This is a genomic window from Streptomyces sp. NPDC026394, from assembly GCF_055567735.1.
Window position 1 is genome coordinate 1 of the sequence record NZ_JBVHPX010000011.1, and the last position, 24,715, is coordinate 24,715.

A 24,715-nucleotide genomic window follows, 5' to 3' on the forward strand; every position below is an offset into this window, starting at 1 on the left:
CCGATCCGGCAGCAACGGCTCGATGCGTGCCCATTGGGCGTCAGTCAACGACACACATCAACCAACGATCCGATGATCTGAAGGAAACGGCCTAGGCCCGGCAGGTCCGGCAGGTCCGGCAGGCCCACGCCAGAACCCGTTGGCCCCGGCGCCGAAAAGCGCGACCGCGCCCCGTTGCCGTCCGGCACCGGGACGCGGCCTCCGAGCTGCATGGTGGCGGCCCTCAGCCGGCCGATCCCCCAGCCCGCCGATGCCTCAGCCCGCCGGCCCCTCGGCCGGCCGGGCCGTCAGTTGGCCGAACCGTCGGTCGGCCGGACCGTCAGCCCTCCGGCCTCCCAACCGACCGAACCTCAGCCCGCCAGACAGCCACACCGCCGGACCGCCGGACCGCCGGACCCCAGCCCGCCGCACGGCCGCACGGCCGCACAGCCGCACAGCCGCACGGTCAGCCGACCGAACCTCAGTCCGCCAGACCACCATCCGTCGGGCCTCAACCCGCCGGACGACCGCACGGCCGCACGACCGCACAGCCGCACGGCCAGTCACCCGGACCTCAGCCCGCCAGCCCCTCAGCCGCCTTCTTGATGTCCGCGGCGAAGGTGCTCACCTCGGTGTAAACGCCGGGCTTGCCGGGGCGGGCGCAGCCCTCGCCCCAGCTGACGATGCCGACCTGGAGCCACTGGCCGGCCTCGTCCTTGCGGAACATCGGGCCGCCGGAGTCGCCCTGGCAGGTGTCGGTGCCGCCGGTGTCCAGCTTCCCGGCGCAGATCTCCTCGCCGGGGGTGAGCTGGTCGCCGTACGCCTTCTTGCAGGTGGCGTCGTCGACGAAGGGGACCTTGGCCTTGAGGAGGTAGCGCTGCTGCTGGCCGCCCTCCTTGTCGGCGCCCCAGCCGGCTATGTCGAACTCGCCGGTGGTGAGCTTGTCATCGGTGGCGATCTTCAGGGTCGGCAGGTCGATGGGCTTGGCGAGCTTGATGAGCGCCCAGTCCTTGCCCTTGCCGTTGTAGCCGGGGGCCTGGAGGACCTCGGTGGACTTGACGCTGACGGCCTTGGAGTCCTCCAGGTCGACGACGCCCGCGGTGGCCGTGATGGAGGTGTTGGGACCGCTGCCGTCGACGCAGTGGGCGGCGGTGAGCACGACGTCCTTGGCGTAGAGGGCGCCGCCGCAGCCCATCGACAGCCGGACCATGAACGGGAATTCGTCCTGGCTCGCCTTGGTGCCGCCGACGATCTTGGTGTGGATGCCGTCGGGCTGCGGCGTGGGGGTGGGCGCGGCGTTGGCGGCGGCGGGCTGGAGGCTGACGGCCGCGAGGGCGACGGCCGCGGTGGCGGTGGCTCTCTTCAGGTTCTTCAGCTGGCTTCGCAACGGGCTTCCTTTCGTGGGGGGTTGCACGCCGATGTCAGGCCCATGCCAACGCGAGAACCGGAAAGGACCGCCGTAGAACGTGCGCGAAAGTCGGCAGCACGCCGCAAGGCGTCCGGACCCAGTGGGGGATGAGCCCGCAAAGCGCCCTTGGATTATGTGGACTCGGCGATCACAGTGGCAAGGGTGTACATCTGACCAACTCCTGTTCTACCCATGTCGCCTGCCGCCCATACCGGACGTTCCCGGCGAGACGTACAGTGGCCGTGTGGCGGCGACGGGAAGTCCGGGCAGTTCCGGCGGTGACATCGAGCACGGCTATCCGCACCTGGACACGGTGCGCGCGGCCGTCACCGCGCTCTACAAGCGCCTGTCGTACGACACGGTGCGCACCTTCGACACGAGCGTGCCGCCCGCCGAAGTCGCCTTCGACGACGGCGAAGAGCTGTACGCGGGCGCGCAGCGGGTGGCCCGCGCCATGGTGCAGCACCTGCGGCTGCCCGACGCGCGGGTGATCGTCGCCTTCCGCGACATGACCCTCGCGGCCAACGTCGAACTGACCGCGGGCCCCGAGTACTTCGTCGAGCTGAACAGCCGCTTCAAGACACACCGCCGGGACATCGGCGCCGCCCTCGCCCACGAGGTGATGCACGTCTATCTGCACCGCCTCGACCTGTCCTTCCCCGGCACCCGCGCCAATGAGATCCTCACCGACACCGCTACCACCTACCTGGGGGCGGGCTGGCTGCTTCTGGACGCGTACCGCGAGCACGGGCCGTTCTCGCAGAAGCTGGGCTACCTGACGCCGGAGGAGTTCGGTTACGTCCTCGCCAAGCGCGCGCTGCTCTTCGGCGAGGACCCGGCGCCGTGGTTCACCAGCCCGCAGGCGTACGACGCCTACAAGGCGGGCATGGCGCTGGCCCGCCGCGACGCGCAGCAGCCGCCGCTGGCCGCGGCCGGCTGGGCGGGCCGCCGCCGCTACGCCGGAGCCCGGCGCGCGGCCCAGGACCCGCGGCGCGCCGGCCGGCCCGACAGCCGCACACCGGCCGGCGGCTACGCCTTCGAGGGAAGTGCGCCGCTGCGCGTGTCCTTCCCCTGCCCGACGTGCCACCAGCGCATCCGCGTCCCGGTGCGCGGCCGGCTGCGGGCCCGCTGCGGGCTGTGCCGTACGGAGCTGGAGTGCGACACGTAGCCGCACCCGGCGGCCCTGCTGGCACCTGGCAGCTCGCAACGGTCCCCCGGCAGCACGGCGGCGGCCCCCTGCCCGAAGGCCGGTCTCACCCCGCCTCAGCCGTGGCAGACCACCTTCGCGGCCCCGGCCCCGTGGTGGGCGCGGTCCCGGCCCGGCGAGTGGTTGTCGCCGCGGTCCATCAGCTTGACGCCGATCTTGTTCTGGCGGACCGGGAAGGTGCCGACCGTCTGCCAGCTGCCCCGGTGGGCGACCTGGTCGATGGCGAAGTCCCCGACCTTGGTGCCCGCGTTGAAGGGGTCGGTAAGCACCTGGTAGTGGGTCGGGCTGCCCTGGACGTCACGCTCGCTGGGGCCCCAGGGGACGTAGATCTGCACCTGGCAGCTACGGGACTCCGGGCCCGGCTCCCACCACCACATGATGTTGTTGTCGGTGTCCTTGTTCGGGTCGCCGGACATCGGTACGGACGTGAACTGGCCGCTGCAGCCGCCGTCGCGGGTGCTGCCGCCGCTGAGCCCGTACCAGCCCACGCCGACCTCGCCGTGGACGCCGGCCTGGTGGTAGCCGCCGCGCGGGGGCGTCGGGCAGCCGGGGCCCGCGATGCCCTCGTACGTGACCTTGGCGTTGGCGCCCTTGACCTTCGGCGGGTCGGGCTTCTTGGGCTCGGACTTCGGGGTCTTCTTGGGGGTGGGAGTGCCGGCCGGGGTCTTCTCCGCCCCCGGCGCGGCCGGGTCGGGCTTCTTGTCGTCCGGTGTCGCGCCGGGTGCCTTGCCGGGCTTGGCCGACGGCAGCGGGTTGCCGGTCTTCGTCTGCTGCGGCTGCTTGGCGGCGACGGCCTGCTCCTGGCCGTCGCCGAAGCGCACCTGGGAGACGCCGAGGGTGGCGAGCGCCACCGCGCCCACGCCGACCCCGGCCAGGACGGGCAGACCGAGCGCCGTCTTCCACACCCGGCGCCCGGGTGCCAGGCCGCGCTTCGGTGTGCGCGCGCCCTTGGAGAAGGCTTCCGCGAAACCGGACCGGGACGGGTCGGATGCGCCGGAGCGGTCCGGTCCGGCGCTCTTGTTCGGCTGTGACAACGGGGGTTCCTCCTGGGGATGGTCGGGGGTGTCGGACCGGAACCGGACCGGGCCCGGCGGGACGCTGGTCAGGCCCGCTGGACGGGCCCGCCGGGGCCGGACGGGTACGGCTGCGGCGGTGCCTGCGGTCCGGCGGTGCCGCCGGGCGGCTCCGCCTGCGGCAGGTCCTGCCGCGGCAGCTCCAGTTCCGGGACGTCCAGTTCGGAGAGTGTCCGCAGGTCCGCCTCGGACGGGGCGTCGTTCTCCGCGACGCGGTACGCCTGGCGTTCGGTCATCGCCTGGAACGTCTGCCGGGCGGAGCGCCCGTTGCCGAACCGGCCGTCGCGCGGGACGTGGTCGAAGTAGCCGACGAGGGTGTCGCGTGCCGCGTCGGTGAGTTCGTACTGGTGGGCCGAGGCGTGCTGTTCGACGATCCGCACCAGGTCCTCGGTGCCGTAGTCCTCGAACAGCAGGGTGCGGTTGAAGCGGGAGGCGAGGCCGGGGTTGGAGTCGATGAAGTGCTCCATCTCGACCGGGTATCCGGCGACGATGACGACGACCGCGTCGCGGTGGTCCTCCATCAGCTTCACGAGGGTGGCGATGGCCTCCTGGGCGAAGTCGTTGCCGCCGGTGGCATGGGCGGGCGCCAGCGAGTACGCCTCGTCGATGAACAGCACGCCGCCCATCGCCTCCATGAAGACCCGCTGGGTCTTCGGGCCGGTGTGGCCGACGTACTCGCCGACCAGCGCGGAGCGGTCCGCCTCGACGAGGTGGCCCTTCTCCAGCAGGCCGACGGCGGCCAGGATGCGGCCGTAGAGTCGGGCGACGGTGGTCTTGCCGGTGCCGGGGTTGCCCGCGAAGACCAGGTGGCGGCTGAGCGGCGGCGCGGCCAGCCCGGCCGCTTCGCGGCGCTGGACCATGCGCATCAGCTTGACGAGAGAGGCGACGTCCTGCTTGACGCGTTCCAGGCCGATCAGCTCGTGCAGTTCGCCGAGGAGGTCGTCGAGGTCGGCCTCGGTGGGCGGGACCGTGGTCGTGGTGCCGTCCCCGGTCGGTGCGCCGGCGGACTGCGCGCCGCTCGCGGCGGCCGCGGCGGTGGCCGGGACGGGCGCGAAGGGCGCGGGCCACTGCGCGTCCTGGACCCGCCAGGACACACAGTCGCGCACCGTCGGCGCGGCGCCGTCCTCGGTGCTCAGGTCGGCCTCGGCGTCCTGGACGCGGACCCGGGTCAGGGCGGGTGCGGCCGCCTCGCCGAGGTGGACGGCGGGGAAGCCGGGCCCGGTGATCTCGCAGTCCTCGAAGGAGCCGGCACCCTTGGCGTCGACGATCAGACCGTTCTTGCCGGGGCGGACGATCCGTACGGCACGGACGTCGGGCGTGGCGCCGGCCGCCACCACCATGCCGGAGCCGGCCGCTTCGGTGATGTCCACGTCCGCGGCCCGTACGGTGGCGCCGCCTTGGAAGACCAGTCCGGCGGTGCCGGCGCGCAGGACGCGGCCGCCGGTCAGTTCCGCGTCGCCGCCGCCGAAGGTGAGTCCGGCGCGTTCGGCGTCGGTGACCGTGCAGCCGGTCAGGCGCACGGTGCCGCCGGAGGCGGCGACGACGCCGTTGCGGCAGCGGACGACGGACAGTTCGGCCGCTTCGGCGGCGGCCTCACCGGACAGGTCCAGGCCGGACATGCCGCAGTCGGTGAGGTGCACCTCGGTGAGGGTGAGGCGGCTGTCGGCGACGGCGTGCAGTCCGTGTTCGGGGGTGGTTCCGGCGCGCAGCCGGGTCAGCGTCAGTTCGGCGTCGCCACCGGCGTGCACGGCGCTGAAGCGGCAGTCCGTCACTTCGCTGTCGGTCAGGGAGACGGTGGCGGAGCCGGTGGCGAGCACGCCGTTGGCCGACGAGCCGCGTACGGTCGTGCCACGTGCCTCCAGGCGGGCCGTGCCGTGGGCCGTCAGGGCGGCGGCGGTGGTCCGTACGATCCGGGTGTCGGCCAGCCGTACGCGGGCCCGCTCCCCCGCGGTGGCGCCGGCGCCACCGCCGTCGCGCAGCACACAGCCGTCGAGCACGGCGTCGCCGGACCCGGCGACGTGCAGGGCGTCCGCGCCCGCGCCGGTCAGCTCGCAGCCGTACAGCAGCAGTCCGCCGCCGGCCCGCGCCGGGATCTGCCCGTCGGCGGCTTCGTACGGGTCGCCGTCGCGCGGCACCGGCGAGGAGTCCAGCACCCGTACGGCCTCACCGCCGCAGTCGCGGATGCGGCAGTCGACGAGCAGGGCCGCCGACCGGTCCTCGAACAGCAGACCACTGCGGCCCGCGCCGTCGATGAGGCAGTCGCGCAGCACGATGTGCGCGTCCTCGCGGACCCGCACTCCGGAGCCGGTGGCCCCCTTGATCCGGGTGCCGGTCAGCTCCAGACGGGAGTCGCCGCCCACGACCACGCCGGTGCCCTGGGCGCCTTCGAGGACGCAGTCGGTGAGGCGGACCGCGCCGATGGTACGGATCAGCGCCCCGGCCAGGGCCGCGCCGGTCAGGCGGGCACCGGTCATGGTGAGCGCGGCCTCGCGCAGCACCTCCAGGCGTCCGCGGTCGGTGCCGCCGCCGTGCCAGTGGGTGACGCCGCCGGACAGCAGGACGGCGGGCCGGTCGGCGGCGCCGCCGCGCACGGTCAGGCCGTCGAGCGTCAGCCGGGCGCCGGGCAGCACTTCGAGCGCCGGTGTGGTGCCGCCGGGGGCGGCGAGGGTGACCGTGCCGCCGTGTGCGCGCAGGACGACGTCGCGGTCGATCCGCAGGACTTCCTCGTAGGTGCCGGGCGCGATGCGGATCTCGTCGCCGGGCGCGGCCGCGTGCAGAGCGGCGCCCAGGGTGGCGTGCGCCGCCGGGTGCCCGGCGGCGACTGTGTGGACCGTCCCGGTGTCCGGGTGTTCTGCGGTGGTCATGCGTCGCCCATGGTCGTGTCCTCGTCGTCCGGCCGGAGGTTCCTGACGGCGCGCCCCTTGCCCTTGCGGGGACGCTTGACCGGCTGGTCGGCCGGCTCCTCCATGTCGTCAGACTCCCGTACGGTCCAGTGCCAGCCGCCATCGGGGTCCGGTTCCCAGCGGAAGTCGAGGCCGGGGCGGGGGCGGGTCCGCGCGCCCGTCGTGCCCGGTGCGGCCTCGTGCACCACCATGCCGTCCTCGTCGATGATGCGGATGCGGGCGCCCAGTCCCTGGGCGTAGAGCCGTACCGAGAGTTCGGCCGGCGAGCCGGCGGCGAACGAGCCGTGCGGGTCGAGCCGCCCGGTCGCCAGGGTGGCGAACAGGTCGCGGGAACCCGTGCCGGCCCGGTCCGCCTCGGCCAGCACCAGCTTGACGACGGGGTCCTTGATGCCCTTGGGCTTGCTCCTGAGGTACTGCTCCACGGCGTCGAGCAGGTTGCCGGGGGTGTGGCCCGGCGTGCCGGTGCCGTCGGCGGCGTTCTCCAGGGCGTGGAACAGGGACCGGGGCGGCGAGTGCACCGGCGGGTATCCGGCGACGACGAGGTGCAGGTTGCGCATGAACGCGGCCGGCTCGGGGTGCGTCGCCGCCGCCAGGCTCGCGAACGCCTTGTCGTTCAGCGGCACGCCCGCCCGCAGCGAGAGGCCCGTGTCGCCCGGGATGGGCGCGGAGACGTTGAAACCGAGGGTGTTGCCGTCGGCCCCCAGGCCGTCGAGTCCGTTGACGAGGTCCCGTGGCGAGTGGGTCCTGCCGCGTCCCGGGTCGACGGGTGCCAGCGGGTCGCTGGAGAGTCCGGTGGCGGAGTTCTTCGTCAGGTGGTCGTCCCGGCGCTCGGCCCAGTGCAGGCCGCTCTTGACCCTCCTGGACGTCTGGGGGTCGACGTCCGTGAACGAGTCGCGGCCGAACATCCGGCCCATCGCCTGCCGGACGTCGTTGTGGTCCTGCGGCAGCGCGGGCCGGTCTCCGAACAGGCCCTCCATCATCCGGGACAGGTCGGTGGGGGTGGCCGCGCCCTCGAAGTCGGCCACGAAGGGTACGCCGCGGTCCGGCAGTGTGTTGGTGTGCGCGGCGATCAGCCGTTCCGCCTGCCGGGTCGCGATGGCGTTCAGTTCCCCGGGGGTGAGCAGCCGGCTGACCGCGTCGATCTCCGGTGTACTGAGCGGTCCGTCGCTGCCGCCGCCCGGTCCGCGGGCGGCCAGCCGCTGCCGTACGGCGTCGATCTGTCCGGCCGTCGGTGTCTCGATGTCGGCGCCGTACGTCCGGTCGTACGGGCGCTGGGCGACGGCCTCGATCTCCCGGTCGGTGAGCCGGTGGACGAGGGAGTCGCCGGGAAAGGCCGAGCGGTCCAGTACCGGCAGGGTGCGGTCGAGTTCCCAGGCGTTGAAGGAGTTCAGGGTCTCGGCCAGGCCGTTGAACTCGCTCTTGCCGGCGCTGAACCTGATGGGCTGCCAGCCGGGGCCGACCCGGTCCAGCAGGGTCGCGGCGGCGTCGGTGAAGAGGTTGGGTTCGGGCGAGTACGGCAACTGCGGGTGGATACCGGCCAGGCGGGTGCGGGCCCGCATGTCCGCGCGGACGGCGGTGTCGAAGGCGGGCAGGTCGGCCGCGGAGACCGTGCGCAGCGGTCCGACCTCCTTGCCCTTGGCCACGGCCTTGGCGTGCTCCTTGGCCAGGCGGACGTTGGTGTCCTCGATGAGCTGGGCGGTGTCGGCGCCCGGCACCTGCCCCTCGGGCAGGCGGTAACCGCCGGACATGGACAGCGGGCGCAGCGGCGGGATGCCGTCGCCGCCCATCGCGAACTCCTTGACGAAGTGCTGGAAGACGTGGTCGCCGGTGGGTACGAGCCGCTGGTAGGTGTCGAAGTCCATGAAGGAGAAGTACGGGTGCGCCGGCTGGTGCGGGTCGTACATCATCGAGCGCGTCAGGTACCGGCTCGGCGGGCTGGTCATGGTGACGTTGCGGATGGTTCCGTAGGGGAAGTTGTCCCTGCCGCCGGTCCAGCCGATGCCGACCGCGGCCACCGGGTAGGGCACGTCGTCCAGTCCGTCGAGCACGTCGCGGACCGCGGCGTTGACCGCCGCCATCTCGTTCGTACGGCCGTTCACCCCGATCACCACCGCGAACCTGCCCCGGTATTCGCCGCGCGGGTCGGTGGTGATCGCCGTGAGGAAGTCCCGCAGCCGCCGGCGTCCCGCTTCCCCGGCGATGTCGCTGTGCCGGACGACGGTGTTCACCACGTACGCCATCGGGAGCTGCTGGTCCAGGCTGGCGTGGATCCAGTTGGTGTACTGGTCCGGTGTCAGCGGGCGCTGGCCGAATCCGGGCAGCCGCTGGAAGGCGCCGTTGACGGTGATGTCGCCGCGGGTGACCTGGTTGCCGAGGTTGGGGACGTCCTGCTGCCATGCCAGGTCGCGCGGCAGCGGTCCGGCGGTCGGCGGGCCGCCGTGGCCCAGGTCGCCGTACGGTCCCGTGCCGCCCGTCGGCCCGTCGCCGTGCGGGGTCGGGGCCGCGTCGTCGCCCGCGCCGACGGGGCCGGGGGCTTCCGTCATCTCCAGGTCGTCGACGTGGTGCGCGGACGAGCCGCCGGCCACCTCCAGGTCGTCGAACGCCTGGGTCAGGTTGGTGTGCCGGGACGGCGCGCCGCCGAGCGGGCCGACGTACTCGCCACGCTGCGCGCGGTCGACGGCGATCGCGTGGTTGGCGTCGTCGATCTGCCGCTGGATGGCGTTCGGGTCCATGCCCAGCTCGTCCAGGCGGGTCTCCGCCTTGGCGAACTCGGCGCGCTTGACGCCCAGGTCGTCGAGGGCGCCGGTGGCCGCGGCGGACGGCTGGGACGGGCCGGGCTGCCCTGCCTCGGGCACCAGCTCGTCCACCTTGTTCTCGGCACGCGCCAGGTCGGCCGACGCCCGCTCGTACTGTTCCCAGGCACCGAGCCGCAGGTCGGCCTCCACCCCGCCCGCGCCACCGGTGACGATGTCGTGCCGGACCGCGGACCGCTCGCCGATTCCGGAGCCGGGCTCGAAGCCGAGCCGCGCGGGCGCGGGAGCGGGCGGGGGCGGCGCCGCGTTGCTCACGTCCCAGTGCCCGGAGTGCGGGCCGCCGTGGCCCGGGACCCAGGTCACGTACAGCGGCGGGCCCGGCTTGCGGGCCGTGAGGTCGACCGTGTGGACGGAGCCGTCCGCGCCCCGGATCTCCAAGGGACGGTTGAGCGCCTGGGCGTAGCGGTCCAGCACGATCCGCTCGATCGGGCCGATGTCCGACACGTCCGGGCCCAGGCGTCCGCTGACCAGCCCGACGGTCAGCGCGCGGCCGTCGAGGCCCCGCGTGAAGGTGTCGTTGACCAGGTCCTCGAAGCCGTTCTTGCCCATCTGCCGCTGCACCTGCGTCAGCAGCGTCCGGGCGTCCGGGATCGCGCCGGGCGTGATCCGGCCGCCCTTGGCGCCGGCGGAGGCCGGGGGCGGCTCCGGGAGGGCGCGCAGCAGCGAGTCGTTCGGCAGGCCGCCGTGGGGCAGCAGATCGGCGATCACGTAGTTGTGCAGCCGCTTGTACGTCCCCTCCTCGGTGGCGGTGATCAGCGCATGGCTGAGGAACCGTTTGTCCGCCGGCACGATGCCCACCACGAGCCCGTCCGGCCGGCCGGGTACGCGGATGGAGATGTTCAGGCCGAGGGTGTTGGAGTCGCCGCCCAGTCCGGCGCCCAGCCGGTCGAGGGTGGCCCGGGGAGGTTCGTTGAGCTCGGGGGGCCGTCCGTCGATGCCGACGGGCTTCAGCGGGTCGTCCCGGAAGCCCTGCTCCGGTGACTTCCCCTTCAGCAGCTCTTCGCGCAGCTTGGCGATCTTCGTGTCGTCCTTGGCCCGCGACAGGCTCGGGTCCAGGTCGAAGGTGTCCCGGGCGAAGACGTGCTCCACCACGTTCTTCGGGGTCAGGTGCTCCTGCGGCATGTTGCCGACGCCGCCGGCCTTGCCGTGCTTGTAGTAGCCGGCCATCAGGCGGGACAGGTCGGTGGGGACCGCGCCGTTCACGAAGTCGGCGACGAACGCGGTGCCGCGGTCGGGCAGCGCGGAGTTGGCGGCGGCGATCTCCCGCGCGACCGCGTTGCCCGGCACGTCCGGCAGGGTCTGGTCCAGTTCCCAGGCGTGGAAGTGGTTCAGGCGCTCCCGCAGGCCCTTGTACTCGCCGGTGCCGCCGCCGAACCGGACCGGCCGCCAGGGGCCCGCGGCCAGCGGTACGTCGTCCACCATGGTGACGGCGGCGTCCACGAAGAGGTTCGGCTCGGGCCCGTACGGCAGCAGTCCGTGCCAGTCGGCCATCTTGGCGCGGATGCGCATGTCGGAGTCGACGACGGACGCGAACTTGTCCACGTCCTGCTGGGTGAAGACCATCCCGTCGGGGGTGTCGCCGCGGGTCTTGGTCGCCTTGATCAATTCCTCGGCCGAGCGGTCCACCGCGACGCCGTCGACGATCACCGTCTCGCCGGTCTTCCCCGGCACCCGGTAGCCGCCGGTCATCACCAGCGGGCGCAGCGGCGGGGTGTCGGGGACGCCCGGCACCGTCACGGAGTCGTCGGACACCTTCGCCGCGGGCCCCGTGTCGTCGGGGAGATTCTTGGCCCAGTCGTCCACGGCGCCGCCCTCGCCGAGGTTCAGCTCCCGGTCGAAGTGGTCGAAGACGTGCCGGCCGCTGGGGACGGTGTGCTCGTACACGTCGAAGTCCATGAAGGCCCAGTACGGGTGGCTGGGGCCGCCCGCCCCGCCGCCGTGCATCATCGAGTGCGCCATCGACCGGGCCGCCGGGCTGGTCATGGTGAGGTTGCGCATGGTGCCGTACGGGAAATTCTCGCCGTAGAAGGTGGTGGCCACCATCGCCAGCGGGTGGTCGAAGTGCGTGGAGGCGAGGGCGTCGTCCATCGCGCGGTGGATGGCGGCGAGGTCCTCCAGCTTGCCGTTGACGCCGATCACCACGCCGAGGCGGCCGTCGTAGCCCTCCAGGCCGCGGGTGATCGAGTTGAGGAAGTCCTGGAGCTTGCCGCCCCCGAGTTCGCTGTACGAGACGATGGTGTTGACCACGTAGGACAGCGGCCGGCCCTCCCCCGTGCTCGACCGCATCCAGCTCAGGTAGTCGCCTCCCGTGAGCGGCTGGTGGCCCGCGAACGGCAGGTCGCGGAAGGACTGGTTGACCATGGTGCGGCCCGCCGCGTGGGTGCCGGGCTCGGGCCACAGGGCGTGCGGCGCCCGTGGGTCGGGGGACCAGTCGTGCGGCCCGAGCGGCAGCGGGTCGCCGCCGTGCGGGTCGGGCGCGCCGCCGAGCGGGCCGACGTACTCGCCGCGCTGCGCGCGGTCGACGGCGATCGCGTGGTTGGCGTCGTCGATCTGCCGCCGTATCGCGTTCGGGTCCATGTCCAGTTCGCCGAGGCGGGCCTCGGCATCGTGGAACTCGGCGCGCTTGACGTCCAGGTCGGCGAGCGCGTCGACGGCCGCCGCGGACGGCTGGGACGGGCCGGGCCGGTCCGCCGTGGGCGCCAGTGCGTCCGCCTTGCCCTGGGCACGGGCCAGGTCGGCCGAGGCCTGCTCGTACCGCTCCCAGGCACCGAGCCGCAGCTCGGCCTCCGGCCCGCTCGCGCCACCGGTGACGATCTCGTGCCGGGCCGCGGCCCGCTCGCCGATGCCGGAACCGGGGGCGTGGCCGAGCCGGTCCTGCGCCGGGGGCCGCGGGACGTGCGTCTCCGGGACGGGCCCGAAGTCCGCGGAGTCGGCGAAGTCGGCCTTGGCCTTGCCCTTGTCGATCGTCGGGACCGGCTCGAAGTCCGCCCTGCCCTTGCCCTTGTCGATCGTCGGGACCGGCTCGAAGTCCGCCTCGCCCTTGTCGACATGCGGGACCGGCTCGAAGTCCGTGGAGCCCGCTGTGCCCTTGCCCTTGTCCACGGGCGGCACCGGCTCGGTGTCCGCGAGGTCCGCCGTGCCCTTGCCCTTGTCCACGGACGGGACCGCCTGCGTCTCCGGCTGCGGGTGCGGCCGCGGTCCGCCACCGAGGCCGTGTTCACCGAAGATGCCGCCGGTGAGGGCGTTGATCTGGGTGCGGGTGCGCGCGGCGTCGATGCCCAGCTCGTCCAGCTTGGCCTCCGCCTTGGCCACCTCGGCGCGCTGGACGCCCAGGTCGTCCAGGGCCTCGGCCAGCGCGGGCGAGGGCTCGCCGGCGGTCACGCCGGGCGGCGGCGCCAGCTCGTCCACCTTGCGCTCCGCCTTGCCGAGCTGCGACAGCGCGTTCTCGTACCCGGCCCACGCGTTGAGTTTGGCCCCGGCCTCCGGGCCGACCGAGCCGCCCAGGATCAGGTCGTTGCGGACGCGCAGACGGTGGTTCATGGCCGCGGCGCCGGAGAAACCGCCGAAGCGGCTGCCGGGGGGCGCGGTGACGGTGCCGGGTTCCTTCGCCCCGGGCGCGGGGGTGGGTGTCTCGGCCTTCGGCGCGGGTACGGGCGTCGGGGCGGGCGCGCTGTCGGTGGCCTTCACGGCGGCCGGTACGCCGGCCGCGGCCTCGTTCTCCGCCTTCGCCGGGCCGCCCGGGTGGGCGATCAGGTCGAGGACGCTGTGGTCCGCGGGGCCGGTGGCGCCGCGGGCGCCGGCACCGTCCAGGTCCGGGAGGGCGGACACCCCGGAGGGGCTGTTCGAGGTGGCGCTGTGGCCGGCGGACGGGACCGGCTTGCGGTCGCCGGTGTCCAGCAGGCTCATCGCCATGTCGTGTTCGTTGACGACGGGTTGGGGCGTCGCCTTGGCCGTGGCGCCCGCGCCGGTGCCGGGTGTCTTGTCGGCCTTGAAGTCCGGAGTCTTCAGTCGCACCGGGTCGTTGGCTCCGACCGACGCCGGTACGTCGGCGGGTGCCTTGGCCAGGTCGCGGGGCGGAGGCACCGCGCCCGCGATGAGCGGGACATCGCCCTGCGCCCCGACGCCCGTCGGCCGGATCGTTTCCGCACCGCCGTGCACTCCCGGCATCTGCGTGGCGCCGCCGGGTACGTGCTGCGTGCCCGCCAGGTTGCCCGTCAGGTTCTGGGGGGCCGTCGTGACGGGCGTGCCGGGCGCCGTGGCCGCCAGGTGGTCGGCGGTGATCGTACGAGGGGGCGCTTCACCGATGCGGAAGCTGATGCCGTCCCCGTGGAAGGCGGTCACCGCGACGTCGCCGTTGGCCAGCGCGGTCAGCTCGGGGAAGGTCATGTCCTCCAGTGCCTCGCCGTGCCCGATCGCGCCGCGGGCCATGGAGTGACCGTCGCCGATGCCGTGGACGAAGGTGTTCTCGAACGAGGTCTCGGGGACGTGGACGCTGGTGCTCTCCGGCACGTGGCCGAGGACGGAGGACGACCCGTGGGCGTCCTTGAGCAGGTCGATGGCGGTGTCGGCGTTCAGCAGCAGGTTGTTGTCCATACGGACCTGGCCGGCCGCGAAGTCCGTCTGCTGGATGAGCTGGGTGGCACCGGCGCCGTGCACGTCCGGGACGCTCAGGCCGTTGTCGAGCGTGGTCATGCCCGGCATGTGCAGGTCGGGGGTGGCGATCAGGCCGGGCTGGTCGAAGTGCGCGCCGGTGTGCGTGAGGGAGCCGCTGGGCACGGTGATGCCGTGCGGCGTGTTCACACCGGTGTGCGGCACGGTGATTCCGTTCGGCACGGTGATCCCCTGCGGCACGGTGACCCCGTTCGGCATGTTCACGCCGACGTGCGGGACGTTCCCCAGGCCCTTGACCCCGAACCCGCCCAGGTTGCCGGGGACGTTGAGGTTCAGTCCGCCGGGTCCGAAGGAACCGATGCCGTTGGGGGTCAGGTTGCCGACACCGTTGACGTTGAACGTCCCCAGGCCGCCGGGCCGGAACGCGCCCAGCCCGTCCAGGTGGAGCCCGCCGATGTTGTTCGGGACGAGGGCGCCCGGGAACTTGGTGAGCCCGCCCGGTGACACGGAGGGGATGTGCACCCCGGGGAAGAACACGCCGTGGAAGCCGCCGGGGACGAAGTGCAGGGCCGACAGGTCCACGAAGCTGCCGGGCACGAAGTGCACACCGTTCCCGCCGACGGGCCGGAACGGCGCCAGCGCGCCGAAGTCACCGGTGGGGGCGCCCTTGGCCAGCGCCGCGTCCGTACGTCCCGCGTTGGCCAGCAACTGGTGCAGGTCCGGCTGCTTGATGCCCAGCACGCGCTCGGCGAAGGCGAGCCGCGCGGCGCCGCCGAAGCCCAGCACGCCCATCTCGGTGAAGTCCAGGGGCACGACGGTGGCGATGCCCGCCCGGCCGAGCCGCTCGAAGTTCACCTTCGCGTACGCGCCGAGCTTGTTCCAGTCCCCGGTGATGCCCTTGGTGACATCCACCCAGTCCTTGGAAACGGTCTTGACCAGCGACTCCCAGCCGCCCTTGGCGAGGTTGCCGAGGCCCTTCACGCCGTTGACGACGTTGAAGGCGGGGGCCGCGTGGATGCCGAGCACGATCGGCGCCACCACGATCTTCGGCATGTTGTGCAGCGAGGAGAAGTGGCCGATCTCCTTGATGATGTTCTTCCCGGCGCCCGCGATGCCCTCGACGCCGCCCTTGAGGACGCTGCCCAGGCCCTTGAGGATGGAGCCGACCGGCAGCGCCTTGGTGGTGGGGAAGAGCACGCCGAGGAAGGCCAGGCCGAGCTCCAGGCCGCTGGCCTTGCCCTGGCTGAAGTCGACGATGGTCTTGATCAGCAGGACCGCGTTCATGCCCCAGGCGAGGATGGCGAGCACGCCGCCGGTGAAGATGGCGATGACCGAGAGGATGATGGTCAGCCACTGGAAGGCTTCCCAGAACAGGTCGCAGTCGCTGACCGGCTGGACCATCAGCGACCCGGCCGAGGTCAGCGACTTGTCCAGGGTGCTCGCCGCGGAGCTGAGGGCGGACTTCGCGTCGTCGGCCCGGTCCTTGTGGGTCTGGAGCTGCGGGTCGTCCTCGTCCAGTCCCTGGGCGGCGGTCAGTGCCGCGTCGGCGTCGGCCTGCGCGTCGGTGACGGCGGTGGCGTACTTGCGCAGCGCCGCCTCGGCCTGATGGAAGGAGTCCGACACATGGCCGACGAAGTTGTGCAGGTGGTCGTCGACCATGTCGCGCAGTTGGTCGGCGGTCTTGCCGATGAAGCGCTGGCCGTCACCGGCGGTCTGCTGGAGCGCCTTGAGGCCGTTGTTGATGGTGCCCGCGTGCGTGGCGAGGTCGCGCATCGCGTCGGCGATGGTGGTGATGGCGGCGGCGTCACCCGGGGTCGGGTCGCCGTCGAGACCGAGGGCCCCCCAGTCACCGGGACGCGTAGCCAAGCCTCTTCCCTTCGTGCAGCAGACCGTTCACAGGTGTCACGACCGGCGCGTTCCGCGCAGCGGGATCATGGGACACCACACCTACGTTCACGTATCGGCGGGGCGATCGGTTCACTGTGTGAACGACATCACTTCGGGCCGCTTCCGCGGATCAGGGGTGAACCGTTCCGCTTTCCCGTGCGTGTGACCATGTGAGACGTGAAGTGATCTCCGAACCGCGCGAGGGGTGCGACCGTGTCCGACATAGCCGTTGACTACGAGCTGCTCAACGATGTCGCGCAGAAGTCCGGCAAGCTGAAGGACGAGGTCAAGCAGGCCCGCGAGAGCAAGCAGGAGTACTCGGTCGACGAGGTCGGCTCCCGGGTGGCCGTCGCGGCGATCCGCAAGTACTACGCGACGTGGAAAGGTTCCTTCAAGCGCTCGGAAGAGAAGCTGGAGAAGCTCAAGAACCTCTACGAGGGCGTCGCGAAGAAGTGGGCCGACTGGGACTTCGACCTGGCCAACAAGGCGGCCAAGCAGAGCGCCCAGATCTCCTCCGACCTGTGGAAGGCCCGCGACAAGGAGTGGAACGCGTGGCACGAGGCGGTCGAGAAGGCCAAGAAGGAGCACCCGGACCTCGACCCGAAGCTGCTGCCGAAGGAGCCCGAGAAGCCCGGTGAGCGTCCCCACGAGTGGACCACCGACGACGGGCACGGCAACAAGACCACGACGACGTACGAGTACGGGCCGGACGGCGAGCCGACGAAGGTCACCACGACCATGGAGACCAAGACCGGCCTGAAGGCGACCGACACCACGAACTACCACGACGACGGTACGTACGACTCGAAGTCGACGGACGTCTTCGGCAACGTCACGAACACCACCGGCACGTCCACGAAGACCGAGACGCCGGAGCACAAGACCACCACGGACGACTTCAAGAGCAAGACGAAGGACACCGAGGGCAACGAGAGCACCACCACCGGCACCACCACCTCGGTCACCGACCAGAAGACCGGTCACCGGGACACCAAGACCACCTACACCACCGTCGGTCCCGACGAGGACGGCAACGAGCAGACGGTGAAAGGCACGACCCACTCCTCCGTGGAACTCAACGGCCGCGAGGTGACCACCACCATCGAGGTCAACGAGGACGGCAGCGGCACCAAGACCGTGGTGACCGACGGCAAGACGGAGGAGTGGACGAGCGACGACGCCGAAGGGGACACCGGCTGGAAGCCGAAGAAGTCCGACGACTGACGGCCCGTCCCTCCGGCCCGCCGCACCCCGGACCCCGTCCGGATCTCCACCCATCACAGCGATTCAGGGAGCCAGCACCATGCCCGCAGGCAACATCAACATCGACTACAACGAGATCCAGCGCGTCTCCGGCGTGATGAACCAGGCCGTCAACGACATCAACCCGCTGCTGCTGAGCACCAAGACCTCCGTCGAGGGCCTGCTGGACAACGGCATGTTCATGCAGCAGAGCAGCCCGGCGCTGAAGGAGTCGTACACCAACCTCACCGCGTCGCTGCAGAAGGCCGTGGAGAGCATCAACTCCTTCGCCAACCAGTTCAACCAGATCAAGAACAACATCGAGAAGATGGACGCGGACATCGCGGCGGGCACCAAGAAGGCCGGCTGACCTTCCGCACCGCACGACGGTGCCCCGCCGCCGGACGAGAGGTCCGGTGGCGGGGCACCGTCGTGTGCGCCCTGCGGCGGGTCAGCCCGCGTCGCCGTCGCGCAGCACCGTCTCCGGCACCAGCACCGACACCAGCGCGCCGCTGACCGGGTCGACGGTCAGGCCGCGGCCCGGCGTCGGACGGCCGCGCAGCAGGTCGTACGGCACCCGTACGCCGAGGATGTCGCCCTCGCTCGGCGACTGCGGCGACAGCAGCACGCCCTTGCGCACCCGCCGTACGAGGCCGAGCCAGCCGATGCCCACCGAGGTCAGCGTCTCGGCGGTGGCGGCGGCGACCAGGCCGATGCCGCGGTCCCGCCCGGTGGTGGCGACCTCGCGCAGCGCCGCGTCGGCCGCGGGCAGTTGGGCGAGCAGGTCGGCGTCGTCGACCAGGATCACGGCGGGGCCCGGTTCGGCGTTGAGCGCCGCGGTCACCTCGTCGGCCAGCGGGTCCGGGTCCTGGATGACCACGGCGCGCGGGTGCCGGGCCAGGCCCCGCAGCGGCGATTCGCGCGGGGTGAGCGCGACCACCCGGGTGCCGCCGGCCAGCAGCGACACCGCGAGCGTGGTGAGCGCGGTGGACCGGCCGCTGCCGGGCGGGCCGCTGACGAGGAAGGACGGCGCGTCGGCCGCGAAGTCCACGCCGATGGCGCCCAGTTCGTCGCCGCCGACGCCGAGCAGGCCCCACAGCGGGCGCCGGTCGGCGGCCGGGACCTTGTCGTACGCGTCGGTGAAGGAGACCTGACGCGGCAGGCTGAGCACGCGCGCGGGGCGGCGTGCGGCGGGCACGTCCCGGTCACGCTGTTCGGCCCGTTCACCGATGCGCTTGAGCGCCTCGGCCTGGTCCCGGCCGGTGACCGGCCCTTCCGTACGCTCGCCGAGCAGCGCGACCTGCACCTCGGTGGCACTGCCGCCACGCCAGCCGCGGCCCTGCGGGACGACGGCCGGCACCTGCTTCGGCGGGATGCCCGCCAGGCTGTACTCGTTGCGGTCGGTCAGCCGCAGCAGCAGCCGCTCGTCGTTGAGCGAGGCGACCTTGCCGGTCATCAGCGCGCGTTCGGACGTGGCGATGACGTGCAGGCCCATCGGCGCGCCCTCGCGGATCAGCGAGGTCAGCTCCTGGACCGGGCGGCCGCCGTCGTGGTCGTTGAGCAGGGCGGCCAGCGAGTCCCAGCCGTCGATCAGGACGACGATGTGGGCGGGGCGCTCGGCGGGCGGCAGGAAGGCACGCAGCTCGGTGAGGTTGGCCGCGCCGTGCGAGGTGAGCAGTTCCTGGCGGGCGCTCATCTCGGCGGTCAGGCGGGACAGCAGGCGGCCCAGCCGTTCCAGGTCGGCGCGCGGTACGACGGCGCCGCAGTGCGGCAGCGCGGACAGCGGCGACAGGGCGCCGCCGGCCGCGTCGATGCCGTACAGGTGCACGTCGGCGCTGGAGTGCCGCCGGGCCAGGGCACCGCCGATGGTGCGCAGGACCTGGGAGCGGCCGGAGCGCGGGGTGCCCAGCACGTACAGGTGCCCGAAGCGGGTGAGGTCCAGCTCCAGGGGCTCCTGGCGCTGGGCGCCCGGCAGGTCGGCCAGACCCCAGACGACCGGCGCGAGACGCCCGTCGGCCGGGTCGGGCCGGTCGGGGAGTTCGGCCAGGCTGACGGCGTGCGGCAGCGCGGGCAGCCAGGGGCTGGGCTGCCGCTCGATCTCCAGGTCGGCGGCGGCCTGCTGGACCGCGTCGACCAGGGCCGTCAGGTCGGTGGGCGCGTCGCGGTCGTCCATCGCCTCCTGGATGGCGTCGAAGAGATCCGTGGTTTCCTCGACGGGTTCGGCGGCCGTACGGCCCAGCAGCGACCAGGTGAGTTCGCTGGTCCACACGTCGGCGTCGGACTGCGGCTGCGCGCCCTGCCCGCCGTCCCCGGTGTCCTGGGGCGCGGCCTGCGCGCCGTCGCGTACGGCGCCGACGAAGGCCGTCTGGAACGGCAGCACCGAGCGGTGCCCGATCCGGGCCAGGGCGCGGCCCGGGGTGTCGCTGGAGATGCTCACCGCGTCGTTGACCTCCAGGACGTCCTGGCTGTCGAGGGCGTCGGTGACCCGCAGCGAGATCCGCAGGTTGGTGTTGGCGCGGATGTCGGCGGTGACCACACCGGCCGGACGCTGGGTGGCGAGCAGCAGGTGCAGGCCGAGTGAACGGCCGCGCTGGGCGATGCCGACCAGCCCGGGGACGAACTCGGGCACGTCGCGGGCGAGGGTGGCGAACTCGTCGATGATGAGCAGCAGCCTCGGCAACGGCGGCATCGCGGGGTCGCGGCGGCGCATCGCCCGGTACTCGGTGTGGTCCTTGGCGCCCGCGTCGGCCAGGAGGCGTTCGCGGCGGGTCAGTTCGGCGGTCAGCGAGGTCAGGGCCCGCTCGACCAGGTGGCTGTCCAGGTCGGTGACCATGCCCAGCACGTGCGGCAGCTTCTCGCAGCCCGCGAAGGCGCTGCCGCCCTTGTAGTCGACGAGCACGAACGTCATCTCGTCCGGCCGGTTGACCGCCGCCAGGGAGGCCACCAGCGTCTGGAGGAGTTCGGACTTGCCGGCGCCGGTGGTGCCCGCGATGAGGCCGTGCGGGCCGTCCTTGACCAGGTCGAAGGTGACCGGTCCGGTGTAGCCGGCGCCCAGCAGGACGCCGGTGGAGGCCGGGCGCTTGGTCCAGCGGGCGGCCAGTTCGGCGGCCTGCGGCGGCTCCAGGCCCAGCAGGTCCAGCAGCTTGACGCGGTCCGGCAGGCCGTCGGAGCCGTCCGGGGTGACGTCGCGTACGGGGGCCAGGGCGCGGGCGATCCGCTCGCACCAGCCGGTGTCCACCAGGTCGGGACGGATGCCGGTGAGGTCGGCGCTGCCGGTACGGCGCAGCGTCACCTCGCGGGCGCCGACCGTGCAGACGGTGACGCACTCCTCGGGGAGCATCCGCTCCTCCTGGTCGAGGCAGATCAGGAAGACCCGTACGGACGGGCCCTCCTTGAGCACCTGCACCACACCGGGCACGTCCCGCAGCCGCCGGGCGCCGTCCAGCACCACGACGAGGTCGGGCTCGGCGAGCAGCGCGCCGCCCATCGCGGACTCCCGGGAACGGGCCCGGGAGCGGATCGCGGAGACCAGTTCGGAGACCCGGTTGGCGACCGTCTCCGGGTCGTTGCCGACGGTCACGGTGGGCCCGCCGGTGGGCGGCGCGGCGACGCCGCCCTCGCCGGGGCGGGCGTGCGGCAGCCAGCGCACCCACTCCCAGGCGGGCGCGCCCGCCGCGTCGGTGAGCACGGTGATCCGTACGTCACGGGGGCTGTGCAGGACCGCGGCCTGCGCCACCGTCCAGCGGGCCAGGGCACGGGCCGCGTCGGTCTCGCCCGAGATGCCGATGACGCCGTCCCCGCACAGGTCCACGCCGATCGGCATGTCGGGGATCTGCCAGTTCACCGAGCGGTGGTTGTCCTCGCGGGAGCTGTCCTCGATGGTCAGCAGCGACGCCTGGCGGACGGTGCCGACCCGCAGCAGCAGGTGGTCGGGGTGGCCGCGGCGGCGTTCCCACAGCCGGGCGCCGGGGCCGACGGCCCACATGCCGGCGGCGGCCGGGTCGGGCCCGGCCGCGACCCGCAGGCCGCGCTCGCGCTCCACCATGCCCTTGACGTCGTCCTCCAGCGAGGCGCGCCGGGCGCGGTAGTTGGCGACCGAGGTGAGGAAGTCGCGCCAGCCGCTGCGCCGGGAGCTGATGTAGTTGCCGATGGCGAGCACCGGGCTGAAGAACGCGAACATCAGGTAGAAGTACGAGTGCAGGAAGACGACCATGCCGATGCCCATGAACATCGGCGCGATCACCACCAGCAGCGGGATGGTGCGCCGGGGCGGCGGCGCGGGCGGTGAGGGCAGCGTGAACCGCTCCGGCACCAGCGGCGGGACGATCCGCGGCGGCCGGTTGAAGTCCAGGTGGGCGCCGTCCTCGGAGGCCGTCACCGCGGCGTCCGCCTCGGTGGGCTCGGCGATCCGCAGCAGGAACTCGCCCAGCCGCAGCTCACCGCCGAGCGGCCACTCCGCCCAGCCCTCGGGGACCGGCAGGTGGGTGTCGGCGTACGGGTCGGGCAGCTCGGGCGGCGGCGGGGGCGGCAGCGGGGTCGCGTCCGCCCGGGGCCGGGCGGGCGGCGGCTCGGGCACCGACAGGGCCACGTCGGTGCGGTGGCCGGGCGTCTGCCCGCTGCTGTGCGCCGCCGTGCGGTCGGCGGACGGGCGGGCGGCCGCCGAACCGGCGTCCAGCAGCACCGTGCCGTCCGGGCGGACGGTGATCCGGATGCCGGCGCCGGGCACGTCGCGGCCCTGGAGCCGTACCGAACTGCCCGCTGCCGGGCCGATGGTGTGCGTACCGAGGTCCAGCGGCCAGACCCGCCCGGCGCCCCGGCCGCCGATCAGCTGGAGTTCCACGCGGGGCGCGCGCGGCAGCCGCTCGCCGTCGGCGGAGCGGGACGGGGGCGGCAGCTCGGTGCGGTCGGGGCCGTAGCCGCCGTCCGGCTCGGGCGGTACGGGGCCGCCGATGCCGATCGTCGCGCCGTCGCGGATGCCGGTGGCGGACACCGGCAGGTCGGCGGGGAGTTCACGGTCGCCGAGGAAGAGGGCGGGGGGCGTGTCGCCGGTGGCGTGGTCACCGGCGAGACGCGCGGACAGGGCGCCGACGGTGGTCGTGCCCGGGGTGTGCAGAACCAGGTCGCGCCGCTCGGGGGCGGGCTGCGGGGAGCCGGGCCGGGCCGGAGCGGCCGGAGCGAGGGTGACGAAGAGTCTCACGGGGTACGAGGGGTCCGTTCCTGAGGATCGGCGGGGTCGGAGTCGGCGTCGGAGGCGCCGCGGGTGCCGGAGGCGGCGGACACCCCGGCCAGGCCGGGCGGCGCGGCGGCGGCCCGGGGCTCGGCCAGGTCCGGCTCCGCGAAGTCGGCGCCGGAGCCGGTGTCGTGGCCGGTGTCGGGTTCGGGCTGGGCTCCGGCCGGGGAGCCGGTTGCCGCCGGGCGGGCGCCGGGGGCGTCCGGCCGCTGCGCGGGTACGGGTGCGGGCGCCGCCCCGGGAGCGGCGGCCGGAGCGGGGGCGCCCGGCTCGGGCTCGGCGAAGTCGGCGTCGAAAGCGGCGGTTTCGCGGGGTGCTGCGCCCTGGTGGGCGCCGCCTCCGTGGTCACCGCGCGCGGGCGGCGCGGCGGGCCAAGGGGCCGGGGCGGGCTGGGCGGGCTGCGCGGACGGCGGAAGCACGGCCGTCTCTTCCCACACCGGCTCGGCGGGAGCCGGGGCGGACGCGGGCTTGTGCAGGTCCGGCTTGGCGGAGCCCGGTTCGTGTACGGGCCCGGCGGGACCGCCGTGACCGGCGCCCGGCCCCATGCCCGTAACCGGATTCGCCCCCGTGCCCGTGCCCGCTCCGGCGCCCGGCAGGACGCAGTGCGGCGCGGGCTGCCTGCGCCGTACGGTGCGGGCCACGGCGCCGCCGAGTGCGGGCGACTCCACGTCCACCCGCGGCCCGGGGCCGAGCAGCCGCCCGTCCGGCTCGGCGTGCAGCACCCAGCAGGCGCCCGGCAGGCGCCCGCCGACGAGCGCGCGGACGCGTCCCCGTGCGCACAGCTCCGCCAGCCGTGCCGCCTGGTCGGCCGTGGGCGTCCAGCAGACGACCACCGGGACCGCCGTCACGTCCACGGTTCGCGGTCCCTGCTGCACTCCGTGCTCCGGGTCCGTCCACCGGTCAGCGGACAGTTCGGTGAGGATCTCGTCCAGCGGGCGGCCCGGGAAACGCGGGTGCACGCCGTGCGCCACCAGGACCGGCGGCCCGTCCGGCATCCGGTCCACCTGGGCCGTCAGCGCCTGGAGCACGCTGCGGGACACCCGCGGGTCGCCTTCGACGCCCAGCGCCGCGGGGCCGCGCAGCCAGTCGACGAGCACCACGCCCGTCGACTTGCGGTCCACGCCGAGGACGAGCGGCAGCCGTACGGCGCGTCCGTGCGCCGCCGACGACCCCCGTACCGCTTCGGCGGGCGCCGACCAGGTCCACTCCCCCGGTTCCGCGGCCGCGTCCGTCCACGGCAGAACCGGTCCTGCGGCACCGGCCGGGTCGCGGCCGGCGACGACGACGTGCACCCGGTCCCCGGCCTGGGCCAGTTGGACGGTCGGCGCGTAGCAGTCGTCGCCCGCGTCCGCGTCCGCGCGGTCGAGCGCCGCGCGGGACACCTCGTACGCGGCCGGGTCGGCGAAGAACGCCGCCAGGGTCCGGGCGCAGCGCCGGTGCCGCAGGTAGGCGCGGAGCGGCGCGGTGAACGCCCGCGCGGTCATCCGGACCTCCCAGGCGATCCGGCGGCAGGTGCGGCGGAGGCCGCCCTGCTTGCGCACGGTCCGGGCGAGCAGCCAGACGAGCAGGATCAGGACGACGAGGAAGCCGATGAGGATCAGCCAGGAAGTGCGGTCCGGCATACCGAGGGCCAGCGGCACCGGGGACTGCGCCGGTGCCACGACGGCCGCCGTTCCCGGCGGCGCGATACGGCCCGGGCCGCTCATCCGCGGTCCCGGGCGTCGGGGGCGGCGGCCCGCCGCAGGTGGTGCATCGCGTGGTGCAGCCGGGACTTGACCGTGCCGGGCGGTATGCCCAGCGCGTGCGCCGTGTCGGGTCCGGAACAGCCGAGCAGGTATGTGTACACCAGAACCTCTCGATGGGGGCGGGACAGTTGGGCGAGCAACTCGACGACGTGCGTCCGCTCCACGACGCGCGCGACCTCGTCCGCCGGGCCGGCCGTCTCCGGCGGCAGTCCGGTCGGTACCGCCGGCCGGGAGCTGTCGCGCCGGCTCCAGTCGATCACGACGTTGCGGGCGACCCTGAACAGCCAGGGCAGACCGGGTTCCCACCCGGCCTCGCGCCGGCGGCTCCCCGCACGGGAGAGGTCGCTCTCCAGCCAGGCACGCAGCAGCGTCTCCTGGACGACGTCCTCCGCGCGCTGCGGGTCGGCGGGCAGCAGGCCGGTGACGTACCGTAACAGCGTTTGGCGGTACGACAGTACGAGGGCCGTGATGCGCTCCTCGGTGAGGGGCCGGGCGGACGGCGCGGAGACCGGCGCTGGGCGTCCCGGCGCGGCGGCGGGGCCCCGGGCCGGTATCGCCGGTTCGGTCATCGCTGTGCTGCCTCAGGGGATTTCGGGTCGCCGGTCCGCGGGCCGACC

10 protein-coding genes are annotated in these 24,715 nt (G+C 73.5%); 3 read left to right on the top strand and 7 right to left on the bottom strand.

The genetic code is table 11. The features are described 5' to 3' along the window. Window positions 1–553: 553 nt before the first annotated feature. Complete coding sequence (locus ACZ4QV_RS24205) at window positions 554–1,366, bottom strand: S1 family peptidase (protein WP_361588249.1); 813 nt, start codon at window positions 1,364–1,366, stop codon at window positions 554–556. Window positions 1,367–1,631: 265 nt separating this feature from the next. Between ACZ4QV_RS24205 and ACZ4QV_RS24210 the strand changes: the two genes are divergently transcribed. Next, the gene (locus ACZ4QV_RS24210; RefSeq protein ID WP_361142717.1) at window positions 1,632–2,555 is read left to right on the top strand and encodes a hypothetical protein; all 924 of its coding nucleotides are present in this window, start codon (window positions 1,632–1,634) and stop codon (window positions 2,553–2,555) included. Window positions 2,556–2,650: 95 nt separating this feature from the next. Here ACZ4QV_RS24210 and ACZ4QV_RS24215 read toward each other — a convergent pair whose 3' ends face one another. The 3 genes from ACZ4QV_RS24215 to ACZ4QV_RS24225 all read right to left on the bottom strand — a co-directional run bounded on the left by ACZ4QV_RS24215 (window position 2,651) and on the right by ACZ4QV_RS24225 (window position 15,860). Next, on the bottom strand, window positions 2,651–3,628 hold the full coding sequence (locus ACZ4QV_RS24215) for a hypothetical protein (RefSeq protein WP_361142720.1): 978 nt from the start codon (window positions 3,626–3,628) through the stop codon (window positions 2,651–2,653). A gap of 68 nt (window positions 3,629–3,696) precedes the next feature. Further along, entirely contained in the window at window positions 3,697–6,531 is a 2,835-nt protein-coding gene (locus ACZ4QV_RS24220; RefSeq protein WP_361588251.1) for a right-handed parallel beta-helix repeat-containing protein, read from the bottom strand. Next, window positions 6,528–15,860 carry a putative T7SS-secreted protein gene (locus tag ACZ4QV_RS24225; RefSeq protein ID WP_361588253.1) on the bottom strand — a complete coding sequence of 3,111 codons (9,333 nt, stop codon included), beginning with the start codon at window positions 15,858–15,860 and terminating at the stop codon, window positions 6,528–6,530. Before ACZ4QV_RS24225 ends, ACZ4QV_RS24220 begins: the two co-directional genes overlap by 4 nt. A gap of 234 nt (window positions 15,861–16,094) precedes the next feature. Between ACZ4QV_RS24225 and ACZ4QV_RS24230 the strand changes: the two genes are divergently transcribed. Together ACZ4QV_RS24230 and ACZ4QV_RS24235 are read left to right on the top strand one after the other, a co-directional pair. Further along, window positions 16,095–17,105, top strand: a complete 1,011-nt coding sequence (locus ACZ4QV_RS24230; RefSeq protein WP_361142729.1) for a hypothetical protein — start codon at window positions 16,095–16,097, stop codon at window positions 17,103–17,105. A 79-nt stretch (window positions 17,106–17,184) separates the two neighbouring features. Beyond that, window positions 17,185–17,493, top strand: coding sequence for a hypothetical protein (locus ACZ4QV_RS24235; RefSeq protein ID WP_030020961.1), 309 nt, complete (start codon window positions 17,185–17,187; stop codon window positions 17,491–17,493). Between the two features lie 81 nt (window positions 17,494–17,574). Here ACZ4QV_RS24235 and ACZ4QV_RS24240 read toward each other — a convergent pair whose 3' ends face one another. The 3 genes from ACZ4QV_RS24240 to ACZ4QV_RS24250 are packed head-to-tail and all read right to left on the bottom strand — an operon-like array spanning window position 17,575 to window position 24,667. Then, entirely contained in the window at window positions 17,575–22,320 is a 4,746-nt protein-coding gene (locus ACZ4QV_RS24240) for an FtsK/SpoIIIE domain-containing protein (protein ID WP_361588255.1), read from the bottom strand. Further along, window positions 22,317–24,059 (bottom strand): hypothetical protein, encoded by a 1,743-nt coding sequence (locus ACZ4QV_RS24245; RefSeq protein WP_361588257.1) that lies wholly within the window; start codon window positions 24,057–24,059, stop codon window positions 22,317–22,319. Before ACZ4QV_RS24245 ends, ACZ4QV_RS24240 begins: the two co-directional genes overlap by 4 nt. Then, window positions 24,056–24,667 (bottom strand): sigma-70 family RNA polymerase sigma factor, encoded by a 612-nt coding sequence (locus ACZ4QV_RS24250; protein ID WP_361142737.1) that lies wholly within the window; start codon window positions 24,665–24,667, stop codon window positions 24,056–24,058. The genes ACZ4QV_RS24245 and ACZ4QV_RS24250 overlap by 4 nt, the downstream gene beginning before the upstream one ends. Window positions 24,668–24,715: the final 48 nt, after the last annotated feature.

Coding starts and splice junctions, on each gene's coding strand:
- ACZ4QV_RS24220 (WP_361588251.1), bottom strand. CDS start 6,531: ATGACCACCGCAGAACACCCGGACACCGGGACGGTCCACACAGTCGCC.
- ACZ4QV_RS24235 (WP_030020961.1), top strand. CDS start 17,185: ATGCCCGCAGGCAACATCAACATCGACTACAACGAGATCCAGCGCGTC.
- ACZ4QV_RS24245 (WP_361588257.1), bottom strand. CDS start 24,059: ATGAGCGGCCCGGGCCGTATCGCGCCGCCGGGAACGGCGGCCGTCGTG.
- ACZ4QV_RS24250 (WP_361142737.1), bottom strand. CDS start 24,667: ATGACCGAACCGGCGATACCGGCCCGGGGCCCCGCCGCCGCGCCGGGA.